Origin of the sequence: Actinotalea sp. Marseille-Q4924 (assembly GCF_916618755.1) — a bacterium.
Lineage (GTDB): Bacteria > Actinomycetota > Actinomycetes > Actinomycetales > Cellulomonadaceae > Actinotalea.
The window spans coordinates 892,924-917,062 of the sequence record NZ_CAKAKB010000003.1 but is presented as its reverse complement, the minus strand read 5'-3'; the positions used below and the strand labels follow the sequence as shown (position 1 = coordinate 917,062).

The following is a 24,139-nucleotide window of genomic DNA, read 5'->3' as shown; positions in this document are numbered from 1 at the left end:
ACGGAACTGTGAGCCGCATCCACAACTCCCACACATCAAGCGCGCCAGCGGTGTGTCAGCAGTGGTTCAGCCGGTGCGCGGTGTGGCGCGCGCCACTGCGAGCCGTTTGTCACGGCGCTGTCATCGCTGGTCAGGGCAAGAAGTGACCCTTTCGTGACCTGAGCCGCGGCCGCCCCCGAGATGTCCACAGGACACCGACGGGCGCACGCGCCGAGGGGCCCCGGTCGTCGACCGGGGCCCCTCGGGCCTTCCTCCTGCGCTCGCCGGCACCGCCGGCGGGCGGCTCAGCTGCAGCCGCTGGTGCTGCCGCAGCCCTCGCAGACGTAGCACGAGCCGGCGGGGCGCATCTTGATCCCGCAGTTCATGCACAGCGGCGCGTCGGCCGTGCGGCCCTGCTGGAGCTCGAAGAGCTCCGCCGACGAGTGCACCGAGGCGTCCGCCGGTCGCGCCGCCGGGGCGGCGGCCACCGCCGGGTCCGAGGCGACGGCAGGCGTCACCGGAGCCGCCGGTGCGGGGGCGGCCTGCGGCGTCGGAGCGAGCTGGGCGTCGCCCAGCTCGTCGTCACCCTCGACCGGCTCGTACACGCCGGTCTCGAGCTGGCGCGCCCGCTCCTGGGTGGTGTGGATGCCCAGGGACGACCGCGTCTCGAACGGCAGGTAGTCCAGCGCCAGACGGCGGAAGACGTAGTCGATGATCGACTGCGCCATGCGGACGTCCGGGTCGTCCGTCATGCCGGCCGGCTCGAACCGCATGTTGGTGAACTTCTGGACGTAGGTCTCGAGCGGCACGCCGTACTGCAGCGCCACGGACACCGCGATGGAGAACGCGTCCATGACGCCCGCCAGCGTGGAGCCCTGCTTGCCGAGCTTGAGGAAGAGCTCACCGAGGCCGTCGCCGGGGTAGGAACCGGCGGTGAGGTACCCGTCGGCCCCGCCCACCGTGAAGGAGGTGGTGACGGACGTCCGCTGGCGGGGGAGGCGCTTGCGCGTCGCCCGCGCCGGTGCCGCGCTCTCGACCGCCGGGGCCTGCTGGACCGGCGCGTCGGCCTTCTTGGCCTTGGCGTCGGACAGCGGCTGGCCGACCTTGCAGTTGTCGCGGTAGATGGCGAGCGCCTTGATGCCCATCTTCCAGGCCTGGAAGTGGATCTCCTCGATCTCGTCGACGGTGGCCGTCTCCGGCAGGTTGACCGTCTTGGAGATGGCGCCGGAGATGAAGGGCTGCACGGCGGCCATCATGCGGACGTGGCCCATGGGCGAGATCGCCCGCTCACCCATCGCGCAGTCGAACACCTCGTAGTGCTCGGGCTTGAGGCCGGGCGCGTCGACGACGTGCCCGTGCTCGGCGATGTACTCGACGATCGCCTCGACGGTCTCCTCGGTGTAGCCCATGCGACGCAGCGCGCGCGGGATCGTCTGGTTGACGATCTGCATCGAGCCACCACCGACGAGCTTCTTGAACTTCACCAGCGAGAAGTCCGGCTCCACGCCCGTCGTGTCGCAGTCCATCATGAAGCCGATGGTTCCCGTGGGGGCCAGGACGGACGCCTGGGCGTTGCGCCAGCCGTTCGTCGTGCCGATGCGGTTGCCCTCCGCCCACACGCGCGTGGCCGCGGCGTGGATGCCGGCGTCCATGCTGTGCAGGGCGCGGACGTCGTCGTTGGCCGCGGCGTGCTTGCGCATGACGCGCTGGTGCGCCTCGGCGTTGCGGGCGTAGCCGTCGTAGGGCCCGACGATGCCCGCGAGCTCGGCCGACCGCTTGTAGGCGGTGCCCGTCATGAGCGAGGTGATCGACGCGGCGAGCGCGCGGCCGCCGTCGGAGTCGTACCCGTGCCCGGTCGCCATGAGGAGGGCGCCGAGGTTCGCGTAGCCGATGCCGAGCTGGCGGAACGCCCGCGTCGTCTCCCCGATCGCCTGCGTCGGGAAGTCGGCGAAGCAGATCGAGATGTCCATCGCCGTGATGACGAGCTCGACGGCCTTCTCGAACCGCTCGACGTCGAACGTGTCGTCCTCGCGCAGGAACTTCAGGAGGTTCAGGGACGCGAGGTTGCAGGAGGAGTTGTCGAGGTGCATGTACTCCGAGCAGGGGTTGGAGGCGTTGATGCGCCCCGACTCCGGGCTCGTGTGCCAGTCGTTGATCGTCCCGTCGTACTGCAGACCGGGGTCCGCGCACTCCCAGGCCGCCTCGGCGATCTTGCGGAAGAGGCGCTTGGCGTCGACCGTCTCGATGACCGAGCCGTCCGCGCGGGCGCGCAGACCGAATGACGTGCCGTTCTCGACGGCCTGCATGAACTCGTCGCTCACGCGGACGGAGTTGTTGGCGTTCTGGTACTGCACGGAGACGATGTCGCGGCCGCCGAGGTCCATGTCGAAGCCGGCGTCGCGGAGCGCGCGGATCTTGTCCTCCTCGCGCGCCTTCGTCTCGACGAACTCCTCGATGTCCGGGTGGTCCACGTCGAGGACGACCATCTTGGCCGCGCGGCGCGTGGCGCCGCCGGACTTGATGGTGCCGGCCGACGCGTCGGCGCCGCGCATGAACGAGATGGGCCCGCTCGCGGTGCCGCCGGAGGACAGCAGCTCCTTGGAGGAGCGGATGCGCGAGAGGTTCAGGCCGGCGCCCGAGCCGCCCTTGAAGATCATCCCCTCCTCGCGGTACCAGTTGAGGATCGACTCCATGGTGTCGTCGACGGCCAGGATGAAGCAGGCGCTCACCTGCTGCGGCGACGGCGTGCCGACGTTGAACCACACGGGGCTGTTGAACGAGAAGACCTGGTGCAGGAGCATCCACGTGAGCTCGTGCTCGAAGACCGTGGCGTCCTCGTCGGTGGCGAAGTAGCCGTGGTCGCGCCCGGCCTTCGTGTAGGTGAGCACGACGCGGTCGATGAGCTGCTTGAGGCTCCACTCGCGCTGCGGCGTGCCGGCAGCCCCACGGAAGTACTTCGTCGTGACGATCGTCGTGGCGTTCATCGTCCACGAGTCGGGGAACTCGACGCCCTTCTGCTCGAAGATCGTCTCGCCCGACCTCCAGTTCGTCTGGACGACGTCCCGACGCTCCCAGGTGACCTCGTCGTAGGGGTGGGCACCAGGTGTGGTGAAGACCCGCTCGACGGTCAGGCCCCGCTTGCGGCCCTTGGCGGCACGCCCGGCGGACCTGCCCGCGCTCTCCGACGTCTCTGTCATGTGTTCCTCCCGGGAGCCAGGTCGTATGACGACCGTGGTCTGGTGCTGATCCGTTGTCCGACTGCTGCCGCGTGCCGACCGTCGCTGCTCCACGGGTCCTGGCCGCGGACGCGGGTGGTGTCCGGACGGCGGGCCTCGTGGGCGGTGGCGTGAGCTCCTCGCGTGAGCAGCAACTTACACCGGTGCAACCACAAGATGTAGTGCCGACATTCCCTTTCACCCCCAGAGGTGGTGGTGGTTGTCCACAGGTCCGCGTGTCGCCGCAGGTCGGGACTGTGGACGGACGACGGCCCATGTGCACGACGCGGTGGACGGTCCGGAAACTCGTCCGGCGTGTCGCGCGCGGGCGGCGTGTCGGTGTGGCCGGGTGCCCCCGCAAGGTGTCCGCCGGGAGCGTCAGGGCGGGGGAGGGCCGGCGAACGCCGCCCGCACCGCCGTCCGCCGCAGCGCGGCGAGCAGGGGACGGCCCAGCAGCGTGACGCCGACGACCGTGGTGACGGCCCGGCCCACGTCCCACCCCAGGGACGTGGCGGCGGTGTACAGCAGGAAGCGCTGCAGGTTGTCGGCGACCGGCGCACCCGCGACGAAGGACAGCGCGGTCGCGCCACCGAGCTGGAACGGCCAGAACGCCAGGTTCATGAGGAGGCCGAAGGCGAGCGCCGCGACGGCGCCGTACGCGGCGACGACGAGCACCTCGAGCCGGCCGCGCAGCGCGCGCGGCAGCAGGCCCGCACCCAGGCCGACCCACGAGGCCGCCAGCATCTGGAAGGGCAGCCACGGTCCGACCCCGCCGGTGAGCAGCGCGGAGGTGAGGATCGTCGTCGACCCCAGCGCGAACCCGAACCCCGGACCCAGGACGCGCGCGCCCAGCACGACGACGACGAACACGAGCTCGACGCCGGCCGTGCCGGCGGACAACGGCCGCACGACCGCCCCGACGGCGGAGAGCAGCCCGAGGACGGCGACGCCCTTCGCGTCCAGGCCGCCGTCGGCGAGAGCCGTGAGCACGACCGCGAGCACGGCGACGACCACGAGGGCCAGCACGAGCGGTGCCTGCGTCCCGTCGGCGAGGCGAGCCCCCGGGGTCACGAGCAACGGCCACGCGAAGGCCAGGAGGCCCGCGGCCGAGGCCGCCACCAGGGCCGCGGCCGTGCGGGCCGGGACCGGGACGACGCGGGGGTCGGCCGGTCCGGCGGCGCGGACCCTCCGTTCCGGGGGCGGCGCGGCGCGCCGCGTCGTCGCCGGGGCCGCCGCCGGCCGCCCGGGGCGCCGGTCGGGGCCGGTCACGCCGTCGCCGCCAGCGCCGCGGCGACGTCCCGCACGGTGAGGAGCTCGGCCGGGTGCAGGATGCGGGCCACCTGCGGCGCGAACGTGGGCGACGCCACGAGCACCTCGCGGGCGGAGCCCTCGGCCACGAGCTCGCCGTCGGCGAGCACCGCGACGCGGTCCGCGCACTCGGCGACGAACTCCACGTCGTGGCTGGACAGGACGACGGCACCGCCGGCGGCGGTGTGGGCGGCGAGCGCGTCGCGCAGCTGTCGCTTGGCCGCGTAGTCCAGCCCCCGCGTCGGCTCGTCGAGGAGCAGCACGGCGGGGCGCGCCGCCAGCTGCACCGCCAGCACGAGGCCGAGGCGCTGGCCCTCGGAGAGGTCGCGGGGGTGCGTGTCCGGCGGGACGGGGCCGGTGAGGCTCTCCAGCAGGGCGACCGTCGTGCCTGCCGGGGCGTCGGCCTGGCGGTCACCGGCGGCGCACTCGGCGGCGACCGTCGGGAGGTAGAGGAGCGTCTGCGGGTCCTGCGGGACCAGCGCGATGCGATGGCGCAGCTCACGGGGCGACAGCCGCGCCGGGTCGGCGGCGTGCCGCGTGGACGACCCGTCGGTGGCGCGCGGCCCGTCGGCGCCGACGAGCACACGCCCCCCGCTCCGGGGCCCGGCACCGTGCAACGCCCACAGCAGCGAGGACTTCCCGGCCCCGTTGCGTCCCATGAGCGCGAGCGTCTGGCCGGGAAGCACGCGCAGGTCGACGTCCCGCACGGCGTGCACCCGGCCGTGGCGCACGTGGACGCCGGCGGCGAGGAGGAGCGGTGCCGGAGTCGCCGGGCCGGCGGCGGTCGCGGCGGCGTGCCGGCCGGCGGCCGGGGCGTGGCGGCTCCCCGAGAGCCGGTCCCGCAGGGGTGCGGCGCGCCGTCGGGCGTCCCGCACGCTCAGCGGCAGGGGGGACCACCCCGCCAGCCGACCGAGCTCGACGATCGGGGGGGCGACGGGGCTGTCCCGCAGCAGGTGCGCCGGCTCCCCGTCCCTCACCGTCCCGTCGGGGCCGAGCAGCACGACCCGGTCGGCGTACTGCACGACCCGCTCCAGGCGGTGCTCGGCGAGCAGGACCGTCAGGCCGAGGTCGTGCACGAGCCGGGTCAGCGCGGAGAGCACCTCCTCGGCCGCGGCCGGGTCCAGCGCGGACGTCGGCTCGTCGAGGACCAGCACGCGCGGGTGCGCGGCCAGGACCGCGCCGATCGCGACGCGCTGCTGCTCCCCGCCGGACAGGTCGCCGAGGGGTCGGTGCCGCAGGGACGCCAGGCCCATGAGGTCCACGACCTCCTCGACCCGCTTGCGCATGACGGTCGGTGCCAGGCCGAGCTGCTCCATCCCGTAGGCCAGCTCCTCCTCGACGCTGTCCGTGACGAAGCCGTCCGCGGGGTTCTGCAGGACGACCCCGACCACGTCCGCGAGGTCCCGGGGCGGGTGGGTCCGGGTGTCGCGCCCCGCCACCGCCACGGCCCCGGCGAGCAGGCCGCCGGTGAAGTGCGGGACCAGGCCGCACGCCGCCTTGAGCAGCGTGGACTTGCCCGAGCCGGTGGGCCCGACGACGAGGCACAGCTCGCCCTCGCCGACGTGCAGGTCCACGTCGCGCAGGGCGGCAGCGCGCGCACCGGGGTAGGTCACCGTGACGTCGGAGAAGCGGATCATCGGGCCACCTCGTGACCGGTGCCGGGCGCCCGGGCCACGCGCGCGCCGCCGGACGGAGCCGGAGGCCTGACGTCGTGGCGTGCCGGTGCCGGTGCCAGCACCGCGGGCGCGGCGGCGAGCAGGACGGCCAGGAGGGCGACGGGCGGCAGGGCGGGCCAGCCGAGGGGGCTCAGCGACGGGTCGAGGGCGGCCGGGTCCGTGGCGGTCACGGCCACGAGGAGCCCGCCGGCGACGACCCCGCACCCCGCCACGGTCCACGCGCGCGCGTCCCACCGGTCGGGGCGGTAGCGCGTGCGGCGGACGCGACGCCCGGCCAGCGCACCGCCGGTCACCGCGGCGGCCGCGCCGGCGAGCAGCACCGGCACCCCGAGCCACGCCGGCGACGTCCCGTCCAGCAGTCCGTAGGTGCCGAGGACCGCGGCGACGAGCGCCCCGAGCAGCAGCGCGGCGACGCGGCGGTCCGACGTGCCGGGCAGGGCGCGTGCGTAGCCGCGGGAGTCCATCGACGCGGCCAGCGCCACGGACCGGTCGAGGGCGTCGGTGAGGACGGGCAGGGCGACGGCGGGCAGCGACCGCAGCCCCCGCGGTGCGCTCCCGCGCAGACGCTGCGCGCGGCGCACCTGGGCGGCCGAGGTCACGAGCTGCGGCGTGACGCTCATCGCGATGACCACCGCGGTGCTCAGCTGGTGCAGGGCCGCCGGGAGGCTGCGCAGCGCCCGCCGCGGGTTGGCGAGGGCGTTGGCCGCGCCGAAGCACACGACGAGCGCCGCGAGACGCAGCCCCCCGTACACGGCGACCAGCAGCCCGGTCAGGGTGACCGGCCCCAGGAGCTCCACCGCGACCGCCCACTCGGGCAGCGGGACGCGAGGCAGGTCGAGCAGGACCACGCCGGGCGTCTTGATGCCGACGACGACGTAGAACAGCACCCGGACGACGACGATGCACACCCCCAGCAGGAGGTACCAGCGGAAGGCGCGCCCCCATGGGGCGTCCTCCCGCCGCGCCACCACCACGAGCGTCGCGGCGGCCATGAGCAGGCCGACGACGACGGGGTTCGTGGTGCGCGTGACGGCGACCACGAGCCCGAGGGCCCACGCCCACCACGCCAGGGGGTGCATCGTCGCCGCCGTCAGGACGGGCGCGCGGTGGTGAGGTCGGCGTCGTCGTCGGAGGCGCCCGCGACCGCGGCGGGCGCCGAGCGGCGGCGCGCGACGACGACGGCGGCGACGGCCAGCGCGGCGAGCAGCCCGAGGCCCACGACGAGCGGCAGCGCGGGGCCGGCGGCGTCCGCCGACGCCTCCTCTGTGCCGTCGGCGCTTCCGGCCGCGGCGTCCTCGCTCTCCTCGGTGCCGTCCGCAGCCGCGTCCGACTCCGCGTCGGGCGCCGGCGCCGCGATCGGCAGGGCGACGTCGGGACCCGCGCCGCCGTCCCCGTACCGCCAGCCCTCGACGGCGCCCGGAGCCGTCACCGCGGTGTCGGAGCCCTCCTGGTACGACTCCCAGGAGCCCGAGCCCGGCTCCGCGAACCAGTAGGACCAGTAGTCGCCGGTGAACTCCGTGGGGCAGGGGTCCGGCAGGCCGTCCACGGCGCAGATGAACCCGCTCGGGTCGCGGGACTCGCTGAACCCCGCCGCGACCAGGGCCTCGGTGCCGGTGACGCCGCCCTCCGGGGCGCAGCCGACCTCGATCCCGCCGCCGAGGTCCGTCGAGTCGACGACGACGGTGACGCCCTGGGCGTCGGTGCAGGCGCCCTCAGGGGCGGCGGCTGCCGCCGCCGCGGGGACGGCGACGAGCGCCGCCCCGGGAGCCACGAGGACGGCGGCGAGCGCCACCGCGCCGAGGCGACGGGCGGCGACGCGCCCACGGGCGGGGACGGGACCGCCCGGCGGCGCGGCGAGCGGGGATGCGGGTGACGTGGGGAGCACGGGTGCCTCTTTCTGAGCGGTCCGTGACGGACCCGGCACCGGCGCCCGCCCGGGCCACGCGACGGTGGCCGGGGTCGCGGCGACGACCCGGGCTCCGTCCCGTATGCCTCGACGGTAGGAGCCTCTCGCCTGCGGCAGGTGTTCCGGCTCGTCGGGACGGGTCCCGACCTACGGTTGCGGGTCAGCGCCGGCATCGGACCGGCTTCCCCTGCTCGCGGGCATGGAGCGCCGGCCCAGTGGCCGGCGCGCCCACGCTACCGCCCCGGGAGCCTGCGAGGATGCGCCCGGCGCGTCGTCACCGGGACGACGCCGAAGGAGGTCAGCGGTGCGCATCTACACCAAGGCGGGCGACGACGGCAGCACGGGGCTGTTCCTGGGCAGCCGGGTGCCGAAGTCCGACGTGCTCGTCGACGCGTACGGCGACGTGGACGAGGCGGTGGCGGTCATGGGTGTCGCCCGGTCGCTGTGCGAGGACCAGCGGCTCTCCTCGGCCCTCCTGGAGCTGCAGCGCGAGCTGTTCGTGGCGGCTGCGGACCTGGCGACCAACCCCGCTCACCGGGACCGGCTCAAGCCCGGCGTCTCGTGCGTGACGGAGGAGATGGTCGAGCGGGTCGAGGGCCTCATCGACACGCTCGTGACCGAGCGTCCCCTGCGCCCGGTGTTCATCGTCCCGGGCGCGACGCCGTCGTCGGCCGCGATCGACCACGCCCGCACGGTCGTGCGGCGCGCCGAGCGCAACGTCGTCCGGGCGCACGAGGCCGGCCACGCGGTGAGCCCCCTCGTCCTGCGCTACCTGAACCGGCTCTCCGACCTGCTCTTCGTGGTCGCGCGGCACGCGGCGGGCGACGCCGAGGAGCCGGCGAGCCACGACTGACGGCGCCTGGGCGGGGGAACGCCAGGACGCCCTCCGGCGTTGGACCCGGCGGCGGTGACGACGGGCTCGGACGCCCGCGCCGCCGCGTCCGCCCGCCACGTATCCTGCCTCCGCCGTGGAGCAGGGGCGGGCTTCGACGTGTGGTTCCCGACGACGACAGGACGAGGAGGCCCCGGTGGGTGCAGGCAAGCGGGAGGCGGCGGACGAGCGCCGCGAGCGACTGGCGCAGGTCCAGGCGGAGCAGCAGCGGGCCGAGCGTCGCCGGACCTTCCTCGTCGTCGGGGTCGTGTCTGCGGTCGTCCTGGCGCTCGCCGTCCCCGTGGGGATCTTCTTCTTCCAGGAGCTGAGCGCCCAGAACGAGGTGCGCGCGGCCGCGCAGGCCGACATCGACGGCGTGGAGGAGATCGAGATCGCCTCGACCCTGCACACGGAGGAGGCCGTCGAGTACGAGCTCCTGCCGCCCGTGGGTGGGGACCATCACCCGATCTGGCAGAACTGCGGCTTCTACGACGCGCCGGTGGTCGAGGAGCACGCCGTGCACTCGCTCGAGCACGGTGCCGTGTGGATCGCCTACGACCCCGCGCTGGAGCCGGCCCAGGTGGAGCGTCTGCGGGAGCTCAGCGCGTCCAACCCCTATCTCCTCGTCAGCCCGTTCGAGGACCTGGCGAGCCCCCTGACGCTGAGCGCCTGGGGCGTGCAGCTCGAGGTCGACTCGGTCGACGACGAGCGGCTCGAGCCGTTCCTGGTCAAGTACCTGCAGGGCCCGCAGACCCCGGAGCCGGGAGCGTCCTGCTTCGGCGGGGTCGGGGCGTGACGGAGGCCGACCGGCCTGGGCGTGACGACACCGGCGGCACCGTGCCGGCGGGCGACCGACCCGGGGGTCGCCGCCTGCCCGTCGCCGCCGCGGCGGTCCTCGCAGGCGTGGTCGGGCTCCTCGTCGGGGCCCTCGTGGCCGGCGTGCTCCTGCGCCCGGACACCCCCGCCGCGACCTCCGTCGACGCCGGCTTCGCCCGCGAGATGCAGGTCCACCACGGGCAGGCCGTGCAGATGTCCGTCCTGGTGCGGGAGCGGACCGACGACCCGGCCGTGCGGTCGCTCGCGCTCGACATCCTGCTGACCCAGCAGAACCAGCAGGGCCAGATGGCCGGGTGGCTGCAGGTCTGGGGCCTCGCGCAGACGGCCGCGGGCCCACCGATGCAGTGGATGAGCGAGCACGACGGGCACGGCAGCGGACCGGACGGCAGTGGGCCGCCCGAGAAGATGCCAGGGCTCGTGAGCGCCGAGCAGCTCGCGCTCCTCGAGGCGGCCGAGGGGCGGGAGGCGGAGAGGCTGTTCCTGGCCCTGATGATCCCGCACCACCAGGGCGGCGTGGAGATGGCCGAGTACGCGGCGACGGAGGCGTCGACCCCGGCGGTGCGCCGGCTGGCGTCCTCGATCGTCACGGCCCAGGAGGCCGAGATGGTCCTGCTGGAGGAGATGCTCGCCGAGCGCGGCGGGGCGCCGTCGGGCGTCTGACGACGGGGCACCCCGGACGTCCGCCGACGCCGGAATCGCGGTGGGAGCCGGTGGCCGTCCGCTCAGACGCCGCGGTGGCGTGGCTTGCGCGGACGCTCGTCCGGTCGCCCCACGCGGTCCGGTGCGCGGCCCGGGCGCTCGGTCCCACGGCTCGGCGCCCCGCGTCCGACGTGCTTGCGCTCCCCGGTGCGCCGCGGCGTGCGCGGCTCGTGGTGGTGGGTGCCCGGGTGCGACGTGGCGGCCGCCGCCGACCGGCCGGGTCGGCCCTCGTCGACGCGGATCCGCAGCGGCTGGCCCGCGACGCGCGCTGCGGCGATGCGCCGGAGCGTCTCCTCGCCCAGGGACGCGGTGATCTCGACGAGCGTGAACCCGGAGAAGATGTCGATCTTCCCGATGTCCCGTCCCGTCAGGCCTCCCTCGCCGGTCAGCGCGCCGACGACGGCCTCCGGCCGGACGCCGTGCCGGTGTCCGACGGCGAGGCGGTACCGCGTGCCGCCGTCGGGCGCGAACGCCTCCTCGATGACCTCCGGCTCCTCCTCGACCGTGGACCGGTCGTCACCGACGGCGAGTGCCGCCAGGGCGGCCGCGACGTCCAGCAGGTCCATGCCGGAGGTCTCGACGTGCTCCTGCAGCGCGCTGCGGTAGAGCTCCGTGCGCCCCGCCTCGTGCCGCTCCGGGGTGCGGGCGAGGAGGTTCACGATGCGGTGCCGTGAGACGTCGGCGGGCGTGGGGAGCGGGACCTCCTCGAGCCGCTGCCGCGTGGTTCGCTCGATCGCGCGGAGCTTGTGGCGCTCCTTGGGCGTGACGAACGTCAGGGCGCGACCCTCCCGGCCGGCCCGCCCGGTGCGACCGATGCGGTGCACGTAGGCCTCCGGCTCGCCCGGGACGTCGAAGTTCACGACCAGCCCGACGCGTTCGACGTCGAGGCCACGCGCCGCGACGTCGGTGGCGACGAGCGTGTCGAGGGCCCCGGTGCGCAGACGGTCGATGATCTTCTCGCGGTCCTTCTGCGCCACGTCCCCGGAGATGGTGGCGGCGGAGAGCCCGCGGGCGACGAGCGCGAGCCCGACCTCCTCCGCGGCGCTGCGCGTGCGGGTGAACACGATCGCCGCACCCGCGTCCGCGGTCGCGAGGACCCTCGCCAGAGCGCCGATCTTGTGGCGGTACGGCACGACCGCGTAGCTCTGCTTGACGGCCGTCACGGTCGAGGACTCCCGGTCGACCGCGACGCGGACGGGGTCGACGAGGTGCTGCGACGCCACCGCGACGATCCCGGGAGGCATGGTGGCCGAGAACAGGGCGACCTGCCGGCGCTGCGGGGCCGCGCCGAAGATCCGCTCGACGTCCTCGGCGAACCCCATCCGCAGCATCTCGTCGGCCTCGTCCAGGACGAGCATCCGGATGGCGTCCAGCGAGAGCGTCCCGCGGTCCAGGTGGTCCATGACGCGCCCGGGGGTGCCGACGACGACCTGGGCGCCCGCTGCCAGCGCGCGCTGCTGCGGGAGGAAGGGGGCGCCGCCGTAGACGGCGACGACGCGCACGCCGGGGGTCCGGCGGGCGAACGTGGTGATCGCCTCGGCGACCTGCTGCGCGAGCTCGCGCGTGGGGGTGAGCACCAGTGCCTGGACGGCGCGGGTGGCCGGCTCGACGGCCGCGAGCAGCGGCAGCCCGAAGGCGGCGGTCTTCCCGGTCCCCGTCTGGGCGACGCCGGTGACGTCGCGGCCCGCCAGCAGGACGGGGATCGTCGCCGCCTGGATGGGGGTCGGGCGCACGAAGCCGAGGTCGAGGACGGCCTGGAGGAGGGCCTCCGGGAGGCCCAGCTCGACGAGGTCGGGCAACCGCTCGTCGGCGGTCGGCTCGGGGGCGTCGGGGGAGTGGGGGGAGGGCATGGGGCGTCCCGTTTCGGTCGTGGGGCGGAGCGCCGGGCACACGACGCGAGCCGAACCAGTCTACGGCGCCCATGGTCGTCCGCGTAGGGCCTGACGCCCGAGGCCCGGTGACGTCGATCACCCGGCACGGCCGGACGCGCGGACCCTTGTTGCGCAGCGCACAATGCCTTCTGCTTGTGGACCGGCGCTGACGGACCCCGACTCCGACGACGTTGACCACGATCTGGACAGAGCCGTACCGTGCAGTAGCCCAGAGAAGCGGGCGACGACGACGTCGGCCGCCGGACGAGAGGACCACCCCTGATGCTCGCCACCCGCACCGACGTGCTCGTGCGCTCCGCGGACGACGTGCTCACCCCGGAGGACCAGCTCCGGCTGGACGAGGGCGCCGGGCTGGTGGTCGTGGGCGGGGCGGCCGGGTGGGACGCCGGCGTGGTGGCTCGTCTCGACCGGATCGGCATCCGGCCCCGGCCGTGCGAGCCGGAGCCGACGGGCGTCGTCGGCGACCGCGCCGGGCTCCTGGCGGCGACGGCCGAGGACCTCCTGGCTCGCGTCGACGAGGCCGAGGGGACGGTGGCGGCCACGCTCGAGCTCTCCGCCGCCGCCGCGCCGCTGCTGCGCTCGGCGCGCGGCGTCGTCGTCGGGGCCGTCGCCGACGGCGGTCCGGGACGCGTCGCCGTCGTGGCCGCGGACCTGCCCGACGCCCCGTGGGCCAAGGAGCTGCTGCACAACCTCGTCACCTGGGTCGCGCCCCAGGCCGCTGCCGTCGCCCCCGCCGCGGAGCGCGGGGTGGAGACGGTGACGCACCCTGCGTGGCACCGGCTGAAGGCCGCCGTCGCGGCCCTCCAGCCGTTGCAGGCCAAGGACGGGTCGGTGCCCGAGGCGGCGGACCGTGCGCGTGCCGCCGACCTGGCGCGCGAGGTGGCGGACGCGGTGCGCGAGCTCGCCCCCCGGTTCTCGCACGACGCCGCGTACCTCGCCGCGGTCCAGGTCGACCTGCGCCGGTGGGCGGACGACGGGATGGGCGTCCCCGACTTCCTCGACTCCCTCGTGGCGTTCCAGCCGGCGGCGCAGCGCGTCGACGGGATCCAGCACCTCGTCGTGTTCCCGATGTACACCCAGAACGGCAGCCCCGACCGGCACCTCGAGGCCGTGCTGCTCGAGGTCCGCTGGCCCGACTTCGTCGCGGAGCTGGAGGCGGGCGACTACTCCAACGCGCTGTTCGTGCCGATCCGCTTCCTCGACTTCACCGCCGGGTACGACACGAACTCCGCGGTGCTGTTCCCGGAGACCGTCGCGATGCGCGAGGTCCCCGCCTTCACGTGGGGCGGGATCTTCGCGGACCGGGAGGCCGCCCGCTTCCGCCGGGTCGTGCGCGCCGCCGCCGAGACGACCGGCCTCGCGCTGCCGCCGGACGCCGCCCGTCTCCTGACGGACCAGGCGCTGTGCGAGGAGACCTTCGTCATGTGGGACCTCATCCACGACCGGACCCACATGCGCGGGGACCTGCCCTTCGACCCCTTCATGATCAAGCAGCGGATGCCGTACTTCCTCTACGCGCTGGAGGAGCTGCGCTGCGACCTCACGGCGTTCCGCGAGGCCGTCGCGCTGGAGGCCCAGGGACTGCAGCACGGGCGGCTCGTGCAGTACGCGGTGCTCTTCGACCGGATCTTCCGTTTCCCGATCACCGGGTCGCGCGTGCGCAACTACGACGGCCTGGGCGGGCAGCTGCTGTTCGCGTGGCTGCACCAGCACCACGTGCTGCACTGGACGGACAACCGCCTCTCGATCGACTGGTCCGGCGTGCCGGAGGTCGTGCTCGAGCTCGGCCGACTGATCGAGGACCTGTACTGGCGCTCCATCGACCGGCCGAAGATCGCGCACTGGCTGGCTGCCTACGAGCTCGTGTCGTCCACGGTCACCCCGCACCCGGCCTCCACCTGGGCGAAGGGTACCGACGCGCTGCCCCTGACCGGTCCCCTCAAGGAGATGACGGACGCGGTCCTGCCCGACGAGTTCCCGCTCTCGATGTTCTACGAGGCCCTCACCCGGCGGATCGGTGACGTCGTCGCGTCCACGGCAGGGATCACCGGCTCCGACGCGTGAGCCGGCCGTCGCCCGTGCCCGACCCGCACCGGGCGTCGGGACCTGTCACGTGGTGAGAGGATTCCGCCCGTGACAGCGCTGAACGAGAGCTCGACGCCCAGCCCCGCCGCACCCGCCGAGGACCCGGCGCGCGACGACGACGCGCCCACCGCCGGGCGCGTCAGCTTCGCCTCGGACAACTACGCCGGCGTCCACCCCGAGGTGATCGAGGCGCTGGCGCGGGCGAACGTCGGGCACGAGATCGCCTACGGCGAGGACCGCTGGACGGCACGACTGCACGAGGTCATGTCCCACCACTTCGGGGGCGACGTCGAGGTCTTCCCGGTGTTCAACGGCACCGGGGCGAACGTGCTCAGCCTCCAGGCGCTCCTGCCGCCGTGGGGGGCCGTCGTCTGCGCCGAGACCGCACACATCCACACCGACGAGAACGGCGCACCCGAGCGGGTGGCCGGGATCAAGCTCCTGCCGGTGGCGACGCCGGACGGCAGGCTGACGCCCGAGCTGGTCGACCGGCAGGCGTGGGGCTGGGGCGACGAGCACCGGGCGCAGCCGCTCGTCGTGTCGATCACGCAGACCACCGAGCTCGGCACCTGCTACACGCCGGAGGAGGTCCGTGCGCTGGCGGACCACGCGCACGCGCGCGGCATGCGCCTGCACCTCGACGGTGCGCGCATCTCGAACGCCGCCGCGAGCCTCGACGTGCCGCTGCGCGCGTTCACGTCCGACGCCGGCGTCGACGTCGTGTCCTTCGGCGGGACGAAGAACGGGCTGATGGGTGCGGAGGCGGTGGTCGTCCTCGACCCCGCCGCGGCCACGGGCCTGCCGTACCTGCGCAAGATGAACATGCAGCTCGCCTCGAAGATGCGCTTCATCTCCGCCCAGCTCGTCACGCTGCTGGAGGGCGACCTGTGGCTGCGGTCCGCCCGGCACGCCAACGGGATGGCGCGGCGCCTGCGTGACGGGGTCGCCGGACTGCCTGGGGTGCGCGTGGTGCGCCCGGTGGAGGCGAACGCCGTGTTCGCCGTGCTGCCCGACGGCGTCGCGGACCGCCTGCGCACCCGGTTCCGCTTCTACGACTGGGACGTCGCCACCGGTGAGGTGCGCTGGATGTGCGCCTTCGACACGACCGAGGCCGACGTCGACGCGTTCGTCGCGGCGCTGCGGGAGGAGCTCGAGCGGTCCTGACCCCGCGGTCCGGTGCCGGGCTCAGGTCTCGAGCAGCCCGGTGTCGATCATCGCGAGGGCGAGGGCGTTGCCGTCCGGGCCGGTCACGGTCGTCGCGGCGCTCGTCATGCGCCGGACCCGGTCCAGCGGCTCGGTCGTCCCGTGGGCCAGCACCTGCTCGGTCGGGGTGAGCTGCCGGATCGCGACCGCGGCCACGGCGTCGGGGTGCTCCGCCGCGAACTGGCCGTAGATCTCCGGGTCGTGCTGGCCGTCGTCGCCGACGAGGAACCACTGCATGTGGGGGAACTCCTCGCGCAGGCGACGCAGCGCCGCGTCCTTGTGCGCCTGGCCGCTGCGGAACCAGCCGGTGTTCGTCGGGCCCCAGTCGGTGAGCAGCAGCGGCCCGGCCGGATAGCCGTGGCGCTGGAGGAAGCGGCGCAGCGCGGGGGCCACGTTCCACGCACCGGTCGACAGGTAGAACACCGGCGCCTGCGGGTGGCGTGCCGTCCAGCGGCGGTAGAGGCCCGCCATGCCGGGGACGACGCCGCGGGCGTTCTCGTGCAGCACGAACGCGTTCCACGCCGCGAGGAGCGGCCGGGGGAGCGCCGTGACCATGACCGTGTCGTCGATGTCGCTGACCATCCCGACCTCGGCGGCCGGGTCGACGACGAGCACGGGGGCTTCCACCGACTGCCCGCCGAGCTCCAGCCGCACCTGGTGCCAGCCGGGCGGCAGGTCCGCCTCGACGACGGAGTCCAGGTAACCGCCGCGGTCGGCCGTCACCTCGTGCGTGCGCCCGCCGACCTCGACACGCACGACGGCGCCGCCGAGCTGGGCACTGACGAAGCTGCGCCAGCCGCGCACGGCACGCCCCGCCGACTCCGCGTCACGCTCGGAGACCTCACGGCCCGTGGTGTCCGGGGCCGCCAGCACGGCGCGGCCGAGGACGCGGACCCAGCCGGTCGCGCCGTAGCCGGTGTAGGGCTCCGCGCGTGGCACCCAGCCACGCCGTCGGAGCACCGCGTTGAGCCTGCTCAGCGCCGCGTCCTCCAGCCGTGCCGCCCAGTGCGGGCGACTCGTGGGGTGCGCGGAACCCGCTCGAGCGGGGGGCGTGCTGGGGTGCCGGCCTTCGTCAGGGGTGTCCACAGCGCTGCAGTCTCCCACCCGGCGCCGCACCGCGCTCGACAGGCGCCGCCGACGCGTCAGCGGTAGGAAGATCAGGTGACTCTCTTCGGCTTCCACGCCTCCCACGAGCAGATCCACCCCGGCACCTTGCTGCGGGCCGTGCAGCGCGCCGAGGCGGCGGGCTTCGACGCGGCCATGTGCTCGGACCACTTCGCGCCCTGGAACACCGACCAGGGGCACTCGGGCTTCGCGTGGTCCTGGCTGGGCGCCGCGCTGGCGACGACGAGCCTGCGGTTCGGGGTCGTGAACGCCCCCGGGCAGCGGTACCACCCGGCGATCATCGCCCAGGCGATCGGGACCCTCGGCGCCATGTTCCCGGGCCGGTTCTGGGCCGCGCTGGGGTCGGGCGAGAACATGAACGAGCACATCACCGGCGAGCCCTGGCCGCGCAAGGAGCTCCGCGACGCGCGGCTCGAGGAGTCCATCGACGTCATCCGGCGCCTGCTGGCCGGCGAGACGGTCACCCACGACGGGCTCGTCACGGTCGACCGCGCCCGGCTGTGGACGCTCCCGGACCCGGTGCCCGCGCTCATCGCGCCGGCCGTGACGGTGGCGACCGCTCGCCGCATGGCCGCGTGGTCGGACGGCCTCGTGACGATCAACCAGCCCCTGGACACGCTGCGCGAGATGGTGGCGGCCTACCGCGACGCCGGCGGCCGGGGCCCGGTCGTCCTGCAGGTGCACCTCTCCTGGGACCCCGACCCCGCGGAGGCCGAGCGCGTCGCCTTCCAGCAGTGGCGGACCAACCTCTTCTCCCCGCCGCTGCCCTGGGACCTGGACACGCCCGAGGCGTTCGAGCAGGCCGCGGCCCATGTCCGCCCGCAGGACGTGCACCAGGGGGTCAAGATCTCCGCCGACCTCTCGCAGCACGTCGACTGGCTCACCGAGCTGGCGGAGGTCGGGTTCGACGAGGTCTACCTCCACCACGTGGGGACGGAGCAGGACGCGTTCATCGACACCTTCGGCGAGCACGTCCTCCCGCAGCTGCGGGACGCCGTGGGCGACCGCCGCAGCCCGGTGAACGAGGTGAGCGCCCCGTGAAGATCACCGACACCTCGGACCTGTGGTGGAAGAACGCCGTCGTCTACTGCGTGGACGTCGAGAAGTTCATGGACTGGGACGGCGACGGCATCGGCGACTTCCAGGGCCTCAGCCAGCGCATCGACCACCTCGCCGAGCTGGGGGTGACGTGCCTGTGGCTCATGCCGTTCTACCCGACGGCGAACCTCGACGACGGCTACGACATCTCCGACCACTACGGCGTGGACCGGCGGCTCGGGACCCTGGGTGACGTCGTCGAGCTCGTGCGGACGGCCCAGGACCGGGGCATGCGTGTCATCGTGGACCTCGTCGTCAACCACACGTCCGACCGGCACCCGTGGTTCGTCGAGGCACGCAAGAGCACCGACAACCCGTACCGGGACTTCTACGTGTGGCGTTCCGACGAGCCGCCGGACACGTCCGCCGAGGTCGTGTTCCCGGACCAGGAGGACAGCATCTGGGAGCTCGACGAGAAGACCGGTGAGTGGTACCTGCACCGCTTCTACCGGCACCAGCCCGACCTCAACGTCGCGAACCCGAGGGTCCGCGACGAGATCGCCAAGATGATCGGGTTCTGGCTCGAGCTCGGCATCTCGGGCTTCCGCGTGGACGCGGTGCCGTTCCTCATCGAGACCATCGGCATGGACGAGGGCGAGGAGTCCCGCTACGGCGACCCGCACACGTACCTCGCGTCCCTGCGGCAGTTCATCAGCCGGCGCTCCGGGAGCTCGATCCTCCTCGGGGAGGTGAACCTGCCGTACGAGGACGCGGTGCGCTTCTTCGGCGACGGCCACGGCACGGAGCTGACCATGCTCTTCGACTTCGTGGGCAACCAGGCGATGTACCTGGCCCTGGCGCGCCAGGACGCCAGGCCGCTCGCCGAGACGCTGGGCTCCCGGCCGCAGATCCCTCGCGACTGCCAGTGGGCCAACTTCGTCCGCAACCACGACGAGCTGACGCTGGACAAGCTGTCCGAGGAGCACCGGCAGGAGGTGTTCGCCGCCTTCGCGCCCGAGGAGGACATGCAGCTCTTCGGACGCGGCCTGCGGCGCCGGCTGCCCCCGATGCTGGGCGGTGACCCGCGCCGCATCCGGCTGGTGTACTCGCTCATGTTCGCCCTGCCCGGGACACCGACGCTCTTCTACGGCGAGGAGATCGGGATGGGGGAGAACCTCGACGTGCCGGGGCGGCTCGCCGTCCGCACGCCCATGCAGTGGTCCGACGCGCCGAACGGCGGGTTCTCCTCGGCGCCGGCGCGCAAGCTCCCGACGCAGCCGCCCGACGGCGGCTTCGGCCCGCAGTTCGTCAACGTGAGCCTGCAGCGGCGCGACCCCGACTCCCTGCTCTCCTTCCTGTCCCTCCTGGTCAGGCGGTACAGGGAGTGCCCGGAGATGGGCTGGGCCCCCCTCCACGTCCTCGAGCAGCCGCACCCGTCCGTCCTGGCCCTGTGCAGCTCCGTCGACGAGGCGACGGTCGTGACGGTGCACAACCTCTCCTCGGACCCCGTGGCCGTGCCCCTGCGGCTTCCGGACCACACGGGCGAGGGGCACCGACTCGTCGACCTCCTCGCCGACGGCGAGGTCGCGGTCGCGTCCGACGGCTCGGCCGAGGTCCCGCTCGAGGGGTACGGCTACCGCTGGCTCCGGCTCACCGGCTCGGCCACGCGCCGCCTCGTCTGACCCGCGTCAGGCGAGCAGCTCGGCCAGCGTCCGCAGGGCGGTCACGTCACCCTGGACGAGGAGCGACGTCACGACCGTCCCGCGCCAGGCGGCGAGCCGGTCGCGGATCGCCGCCGGGGGACCGACGAGCGCGATGTCCTGCACGAGGGACGTCGGGACAGCCGCCGCGGCCTCGCCCCGTCGCCCGTCGGCGTACAGCGCAGCCACCGTCTCGCACTCCTTCACGTACCCGAGCCGCTCCACCATGTCCCGGTGGAAGTTCGCCGTCCGGGCGCCCATGCCGCCGATGTAGAGGGCTGCGAAGGGGCGGACCGCGTCGGCCGCGCGCTCGACGTCGTCGTCCACCACGACGGGGACGGTCGCGCTCACCTCGAAGCGGTCCGCCGGGCTCAGGTCCGCGGACCGCCGCGCGAAGCCCTCGGCCAGCGCCGCCCGGTAGAACCCGTCGACGCTCGGCGCGTAGAACAGGGGCAGCCAGCCGTCGGCGATCTCGGCGGCGAGCGCCACGTTCTTCGGCCCCTCGGCCGCGAGGTGGATGGGGAGGCCCGGCCGCAGCGGGTGCACCGTGGAGCGCAGCGGCCGTCCCAACCCGGTGCCGCCGTCGTACGGCAGGCGGTAGAACGCGCCGTCGGCCGCGACGGGGCGCTCGCGGCGCAGGACGTCACGGACGATGCCGACGTACTCCCGGGTGCGCGCCAGGGGCTTGTCGTACGGCTGGCCGTACCAGCCCTCGACGACCTGCGGACCGGAGACGCCGAGCCCGAGGGTGAAACGACCGCCGCTGAGGTGGTCCAGCGTCAGGGCGGCCATGGCGGTCGCCGTCGGGGTCCGCGCGGACATCTGCGCGATGGCGGTGCCCAGGCGCACCCGCTCGGTCCGGCTGCCCCACCAGGCGAGCGGGGTGAGGGCGTCCGAGCCGTACGCCTCGGCGGTCCACACCGAGTCGACACCCAGCCGGTCGGCCTCCAGCACGAGGTCCGCCGCGCCGGCCGGCGGCCCGGCCGACCAGTAGCCGAGGTGGTGTCCGAGACGCATCGTCGAGTCCTCCGTCATGTGCGGGACGCCGGCCCCGGTCGGGTCGGCGGGAAGGCGGCCGCGTCAGCGGGCGGGCTCGTCGAGGGCCGCGCGAGCCCGCGGCGGGGGTCGGCGGCGGCGGCGCGTCACGCGCACCACCACGGCGACGACGACGGCGACGAGCACCACCACGAGCACGGGGACGAGGAGCGCCGCGAGGCTGAGGGAGAGGCTGGTCGCGTCCTCCACGGCGCTGACGACCGGGCCGCCGACCCCCAGCGTCGCGGCGTTGACGAGGGGCCGTGACAGCGACTTGGTCACGTGCACGGCCAGGGCCAGGACGACCCCGAGGGCGACCGGCACCCAGACCCCGGCATCGGACAGCGCGGTGGGGTCCTCGACGGCCACGGTGGTCGAGCCCACGCCGGCACCGAACGCCAGACCGCCGGCGGTGGGGCGCACCACGGTCTGCACGAGGTCGTTGACGTGGTCCAGCCCCGGCACCTTGTCGGCGACGACGTCGAGGACGACGAGCACGGCCAGGACTGCCAGCACCCACTCCTGGGAGAGCCAGGTCCAGCCGACGGGGAGGTCGACGAGCGGTGTCCACCGGGCGGCGGCACCCAGCAGCAGGAGCGGGAGCCCGGCGTTGAGCCCTGCGGCGGTCGCCAGACCGGTCGCCGTGAGCACCTCGAGCATCCCCCCAGCATGGCAGGCGGTGCGGCGCGGGACCCGACTCCCCGCGGCGAGCCGGGCGTCGAAGGTCCCGGGCACGCACCACCGCACCCGTAGGATCGTCGCAGGTCGGGCGCACGGCGCACGGTCTTGCAGGAACGGGCGGTGGGCGACCCGCGCCTCGGCCGGTGCAGGTCGGGGGGCGGGTCCGGACAGGACGGTGGGGCGACGGTGACCGACCTCGGTGCACCCGGCGGCGCGGAGACGCCGTCGGCCGGGTCGAGGGTCCTCACCGTGCCGAACGTCATCAGCGCCCTGCGGCTCGCGCTGGTCCCCGTGTTCGCGGTCCTCCTCGCGCAGGAGCAGGACGGCTGGGCGCTCGCCGTCCTGGCGATCTCCGGCGCGTCGGACTGGCTGGACGGCATGCTGGCGCGACGGCTCGGCCAGCAGTCGCGCCTCGGTGAGCTGCTGGACCCCGCGGCGGACCGGCTCTTCATCGTCGTGACGCTCGTGGCGCTCACGGCACGGGACGTCGTCCCGCCGGGCCTGCTCGTCGCGGTCGTCGGTCGCGACCTCATCCTCGCGGTCGTGCTCGCGATCCTCATGGCGCGCCACGTCGGCCCGCTGCCGGTCCACTTCGTGGGGAAGGCCGGCACGTTCGCGCTCCTGTACGCGTTCCCCCTCCTCCTGCTCGCCCGGTGGGACAACGGCATCGGGCTCGCCGCTGGCGTCGTCGGCTGGGCCTTCGCGTGGTGGGGCATGGGCCTGTACTGGCTCGCCGGGGCCGTCTACGTCCGGCAGGCGGTGGGCGAGCTGCGGCGCGGACCGGTCACCGCATGAGCCACCGTGAGCCCCGGCCGTCACGGGCCACCGGGCGGGGTGACGGCGTCCCGCCCGCCCGGGCGGTCGACGCCTCCATGGGCCTGCTCAACGACGTCATGTACCGGCCGGTGCGACTCGGCCCGTCGCGGCCCTCGTCCGGAGGGGGCGGCTCCGACAAGGACGGTGGCCGGCGTCGGATGGTGACCGCGGTGCTCAGCGGGCTCCTGGGCCTCCTGACCGTCACGGCGATCCTGTCGCTGCGGGCGCCCGCGGCCGCGGTCGACGAGGGGCGCGCGCTCCTGGTCGAGGAGATCACCGACCGGACGGCCGAGCGCGACGACCTGGAGACGACGAGCAGGCAGCTGAGCGACGAGATCGCGGAGCTGCAGGAGCGGCTGCTCCGTGTCTCCGACCCGACGCTCGTCGCCGAGCTGCGCCGTCTGGAGCTGCTCGCGGGGGCCGTCCCCGTCGGCGGGCCGGGGCTGGTCGTCGAGCTGGACGACGGCGCCGTGCTGGAGCAGGGCGCGGCGGACCCGGAGAGCCGCGTGCAGGACGTGGACCTCAAGATGGTCGTCAACGCGCTCTGGGCCGCAGGTGCCGAGGCGATGGCCGTCAACGGCGAGCGGCTCACGTCCCTGACGACGGTCCGGACGGCGGGGGAGACGATCTGGGTGAACTTCGTCCCGCTGACCGCGCCGTACCGCGTGGAGGCGGTGGGGGACCCGGCGACGATGCAGACCCGGTTCGCCCGGTCCTCCGCGGCGGCGACGCTCGTGTCGCTGGAGAGCACCTACGGCATCACCGCCACCGTGAGCACCGCCGAGGAGCTCGATCTGCCGGCGGGCTCCGCGCGCGGGCTGCGGTACGCGACCACCACGGTCGATGTGACATCGTCGACGGAGACGCCGGCGCAGGAGGGGGCTTCATGATCGCGATCCTCGGGCTGCTCGTGGGTGCCCTCGTGGGCCTGGTGCTCGAGCCGGAGGTCCCGGCCGTGCTGCAGCCCTACCTGCCGATCGCGGTCGTCGCCGCCCTCGACGCGCTCTTCGGTGGCCTCCGGGCGCTCCTGGACGGCACCTTCGACGACCGGGTCTTCATCGTCTCCTTCCTGTCGAACGTCGTCGTCGCGGCCGTCATCGTCTTCCTCGGCGACCAGCTCGGCGTCGGCACCCAGCTGTCGACGGCGGTGGTCGTCGTCCTCGGGATCCGGATCTTCTCCAACGCCGCCGCCATCCGGCGGCACCTGTTCCGGGCATGACCGCCGACGACCCCCGCAGGGACCAGGGGCAGACGCCCCCGGACCGGGAGCAGAGCTCCCGGGACCACGCCGTGCCCCCGCCCGCGGACGACGTCGCGCCGACCGTGAGCGGGTCCTGGCGCACCCTGGGCCGGGCGCTGGCGCCCCGCGCCACCAAGGCGCAGGCGGCGGTCGCGCTCCTGGCGGCGCTCGTCGGGTTCGCGCTCGTCGTGCAGGTCCAGCAGAACCGGGACGACGGGCTCGCCTCGCTGCGCCAGGACGAGCTCGTGCGGATCCTGGACGAGGTCACCCAGAGGGGCGAGGAGCTCCAGAGCGAGGTGGCGGCGCTGCGGTCCCAGCGCGCGGAGCTCGTGACGGGCACCGACACGGAGCTGGCCGCCCGGGAGGCAGCCCAGGAGCGTGCCCGCGTGCAGGGGATCCTGGCCGGTCGCCTCCCGGCGGTAGGCCCGGGTGTGCAGATCACGCTGGGGGTCACGGAGCGTCAGATCCCTCCGCTGACGCTGTACAACGTCCTGGAGGAGCTGCGCAACGCCGGCGCCGAGGCCGTCCAGGTCAACGACGTGCGGCTCACCGCGTCGAGCTACTTCGTCGAGGGTCCGGAGGGCGTCATGCTCGCGGACGGTCAGACGATCGAGCCCCCGTACCGGTGGCGCGCGATCGGCGACCCGTCCACGATGGCGAGCGCCCTGCAGATCCCGGGCGGCGCCATGGCGCAGGTGCGCGGGGTCGGCGGCACGACGACCGTCACGGAGATGGACGAGGTCGAGGTGTCGGCCACGCGTGAGCCCGTCGCGCCGCGGTTCGCGACCCCCGTGCCGCCGGAGGGGTGATCCGGTGCCGCGACGCCGTCGGTC

The 24,139-nt window shown here is 74.4% G+C and carries 20 protein-coding genes and 1 riboswitch; of the genes, 11 read left to right on the top strand and 9 right to left on the bottom strand.

Translation table 11 applies throughout. The features are described 5' to 3' along the window. Positions 1-284 precede the first annotated feature (284 nt). From LG379_RS10915 to LG379_RS10895, 5 genes are all read right to left on the bottom strand, one after another. Positions 285-3,176: a vitamin B12-dependent ribonucleotide reductase gene (locus LG379_RS10915; protein ID WP_225754559.1), complete on the bottom strand. Its 2,892-nt coding sequence runs from the start codon at positions 3,174-3,176 to the stop codon at positions 285-287. A gap of 396 nt (positions 3,177-3,572) precedes the next feature. Further along, positions 3,573-4,463 (bottom strand): ECF transporter S component, encoded by an 891-nt coding sequence (locus LG379_RS10910; protein ID WP_225754558.1) that lies wholly within the window; start codon positions 4,461-4,463, stop codon positions 3,573-3,575. Next, a complete protein-coding gene (locus LG379_RS10905; protein WP_225754557.1) occupies positions 4,460-6,139 on the bottom strand; it encodes an ABC transporter ATP-binding protein in 1,680 nt (559 codons plus the stop codon). Before LG379_RS10905 ends, LG379_RS10910 begins: the two co-directional genes overlap by 4 nt. Next, positions 6,136-7,257: an energy-coupling factor transporter transmembrane component T gene (locus LG379_RS10900; protein WP_225754556.1), complete on the bottom strand. Its 1,122-nt coding sequence runs from the start codon at positions 7,255-7,257 to the stop codon at positions 6,136-6,138. The genes LG379_RS10905 and LG379_RS10900 overlap by 4 nt, the downstream gene beginning before the upstream one ends. A gap of 11 nt (positions 7,258-7,268) precedes the next feature. Continuing rightward, complete coding sequence (locus LG379_RS10895) at positions 7,269-8,063, bottom strand: hypothetical protein (RefSeq protein WP_225754555.1); 795 nt, start codon at positions 8,061-8,063, stop codon at positions 7,269-7,271. A 137-nt stretch (positions 8,064-8,200) separates the two neighbouring features. After that, positions 8,201-8,271, bottom strand: a riboswitch (cobalamin riboswitch). A 117-nt stretch (positions 8,272-8,388) separates the two neighbouring features. On the opposite strand from LG379_RS10895, the gene LG379_RS10890 reads away from it, so the two are divergent. The 3 genes from LG379_RS10890 (at position 8,389) to LG379_RS10880 (ending at position 10,452) form a co-directional block, all read left to right on the top strand. After that, the gene (locus LG379_RS10890; RefSeq protein ID WP_225754554.1) at positions 8,389-8,937 is read left to right on the top strand and encodes a cob(I)yrinic acid a,c-diamide adenosyltransferase; all 549 of its coding nucleotides are present in this window, start codon (positions 8,389-8,391) and stop codon (positions 8,935-8,937) included. Between the two features lie 175 nt (positions 8,938-9,112). Then, positions 9,113-9,751 carry a DUF3105 domain-containing protein gene (locus tag LG379_RS10885; RefSeq protein WP_225754553.1) on the top strand — a complete coding sequence of 213 codons (639 nt, stop codon included), beginning with the start codon at positions 9,113-9,115 and terminating at the stop codon, positions 9,749-9,751. Beyond that, positions 9,748-10,452: a DUF305 domain-containing protein gene (locus LG379_RS10880; protein WP_225754552.1), complete on the top strand. Its 705-nt coding sequence runs from the start codon at positions 9,748-9,750 to the stop codon at positions 10,450-10,452. The genes LG379_RS10885 and LG379_RS10880 overlap by 4 nt, the downstream gene beginning before the upstream one ends. A 62-nt stretch (positions 10,453-10,514) precedes the next feature. Here the strand turns inward: LG379_RS10880 and LG379_RS10875 are convergent, their stop codons facing one another. Next, a complete protein-coding gene (locus tag LG379_RS10875) occupies positions 10,515-12,341 on the bottom strand; it encodes a DEAD/DEAH box helicase (RefSeq protein ID WP_225754551.1) in 1,827 nt (608 codons plus the stop codon). Positions 12,342-13,130: 789 nt separating this feature from the next. On the opposite strand from LG379_RS10875, the gene LG379_RS10870 reads away from it, so the two are divergent. Next, positions 13,131-14,447 (top strand): DUF6421 family protein, encoded by a 1,317-nt coding sequence (locus tag LG379_RS10870; RefSeq protein WP_225754947.1) that lies wholly within the window; start codon positions 13,131-13,133, stop codon positions 14,445-14,447. 69 nt (positions 14,448-14,516) lie between these two features. After that, entirely contained in the window at positions 14,517-15,632 is a 1,116-nt protein-coding gene (locus LG379_RS10865) for a low specificity L-threonine aldolase (protein ID WP_225754550.1), read from the top strand. Positions 15,633-15,653: 21 nt separating this feature from the next. Here LG379_RS10865 and LG379_RS10860 read toward each other — a convergent pair whose 3' ends face one another. Further along, complete coding sequence (locus LG379_RS10860; RefSeq protein WP_370634497.1) at positions 15,654-16,631, bottom strand: App1 family protein; 978 nt, start codon at positions 16,629-16,631, stop codon at positions 15,654-15,656. 201 nt (positions 16,632-16,832) lie between these two features. On the opposite strand from LG379_RS10860, the gene LG379_RS10855 reads away from it, so the two are divergent. Beyond that, complete coding sequence (locus LG379_RS10855) at positions 16,833-17,837, top strand: TIGR03885 family FMN-dependent LLM class oxidoreductase (RefSeq protein ID WP_225754549.1); 1,005 nt, start codon at positions 16,833-16,835, stop codon at positions 17,835-17,837. After that, positions 17,834-19,516 (top strand): alpha-amylase family protein, encoded by a 1,683-nt coding sequence (locus LG379_RS10850; RefSeq protein WP_225754548.1) that lies wholly within the window; start codon positions 17,834-17,836, stop codon positions 19,514-19,516. Before LG379_RS10855 ends, LG379_RS10850 begins: the two co-directional genes overlap by 4 nt. 6 nt (positions 19,517-19,522) lie before the next feature. On the opposite strand, the gene LG379_RS10845 is transcribed toward LG379_RS10850, so the two are convergent. Further along, the gene (locus LG379_RS10845) at positions 19,523-20,551 is read right to left on the bottom strand and encodes an LLM class F420-dependent oxidoreductase (protein ID WP_225754547.1); all 1,029 of its coding nucleotides are present in this window, start codon (positions 20,549-20,551) and stop codon (positions 19,523-19,525) included. A gap of 63 nt (positions 20,552-20,614) precedes the next feature. Then, the gene (locus LG379_RS10840) at positions 20,615-21,229 is read right to left on the bottom strand and encodes a DUF4126 domain-containing protein (RefSeq protein ID WP_225754546.1); all 615 of its coding nucleotides are present in this window, start codon (positions 21,227-21,229) and stop codon (positions 20,615-20,617) included. A 207-nt stretch (positions 21,230-21,436) separates the two neighbouring features. On the opposite strand from LG379_RS10840, the gene LG379_RS10835 reads away from it, so the two are divergent. From LG379_RS10835 to LG379_RS10820, 4 genes are read left to right on the top strand one after another with little or no spacing between them, the layout of a single operon-like run. Next, a complete protein-coding gene (locus tag LG379_RS10835; RefSeq protein ID WP_225754545.1) occupies positions 21,437-22,045 on the top strand; it encodes a CDP-alcohol phosphatidyltransferase family protein in 609 nt (202 codons plus the stop codon). Then, a complete protein-coding gene (locus LG379_RS10830) occupies positions 22,042-22,956 on the top strand; it encodes a DUF881 domain-containing protein (RefSeq protein WP_225754544.1) in 915 nt (304 codons plus the stop codon). The genes LG379_RS10835 and LG379_RS10830 overlap by 4 nt, the downstream gene beginning before the upstream one ends. Continuing rightward, positions 22,953-23,285 (top strand): small basic family protein, encoded by a 333-nt coding sequence (locus tag LG379_RS10825; protein ID WP_225754543.1) that lies wholly within the window; start codon positions 22,953-22,955, stop codon positions 23,283-23,285. The genes LG379_RS10830 and LG379_RS10825 overlap by 4 nt, the downstream gene beginning before the upstream one ends. Further along, positions 23,282-24,115, top strand: a complete 834-nt coding sequence (locus LG379_RS10820) for a DUF881 domain-containing protein (RefSeq protein ID WP_225754542.1) — start codon at positions 23,282-23,284, stop codon at positions 24,113-24,115. Before LG379_RS10825 ends, LG379_RS10820 begins: the two co-directional genes overlap by 4 nt. Positions 24,116-24,139: the final 24 nt, after the last annotated feature.

Coding starts and splice junctions, on each gene's coding strand:
- LG379_RS10830 (WP_225754544.1), top strand. CDS start 22,042: ATGAGCCACCGTGAGCCCCGGCCGTCACGGGCCACCGGGCGGGGTGAC.
- LG379_RS10915 (WP_225754559.1), bottom strand. CDS start 3,176: ATGACAGAGACGTCGGAGAGCGCGGGCAGGTCCGCCGGGCGTGCCGCC.
- LG379_RS10845 (WP_225754547.1), bottom strand. CDS start 20,551: ATGCGTCTCGGACACCACCTCGGCTACTGGTCGGCCGGGCCGCCGGCC.
- LG379_RS10825 (WP_225754543.1), top strand. CDS start 22,953: ATGATCGCGATCCTCGGGCTGCTCGTGGGTGCCCTCGTGGGCCTGGTG.
- LG379_RS10840 (WP_225754546.1), bottom strand. CDS start 21,229: ATGCTCGAGGTGCTCACGGCGACCGGTCTGGCGACCGCCGCAGGGCTC.
- LG379_RS10905 (WP_225754557.1), bottom strand. CDS start 6,139: ATGATCCGCTTCTCCGACGTCACGGTGACCTACCCCGGTGCGCGCGCT.
- LG379_RS10900 (WP_225754556.1), bottom strand. CDS start 7,257: ATGCACCCCCTGGCGTGGTGGGCGTGGGCCCTCGGGCTCGTGGTCGCC.
- LG379_RS10820 (WP_225754542.1), top strand. CDS start 23,282: ATGACCGCCGACGACCCCCGCAGGGACCAGGGGCAGACGCCCCCGGAC.
- LG379_RS10875 (WP_225754551.1), bottom strand. CDS start 12,341: ATGCCCTCCCCCCACTCCCCCGACGCCCCCGAGCCGACCGCCGACGAG.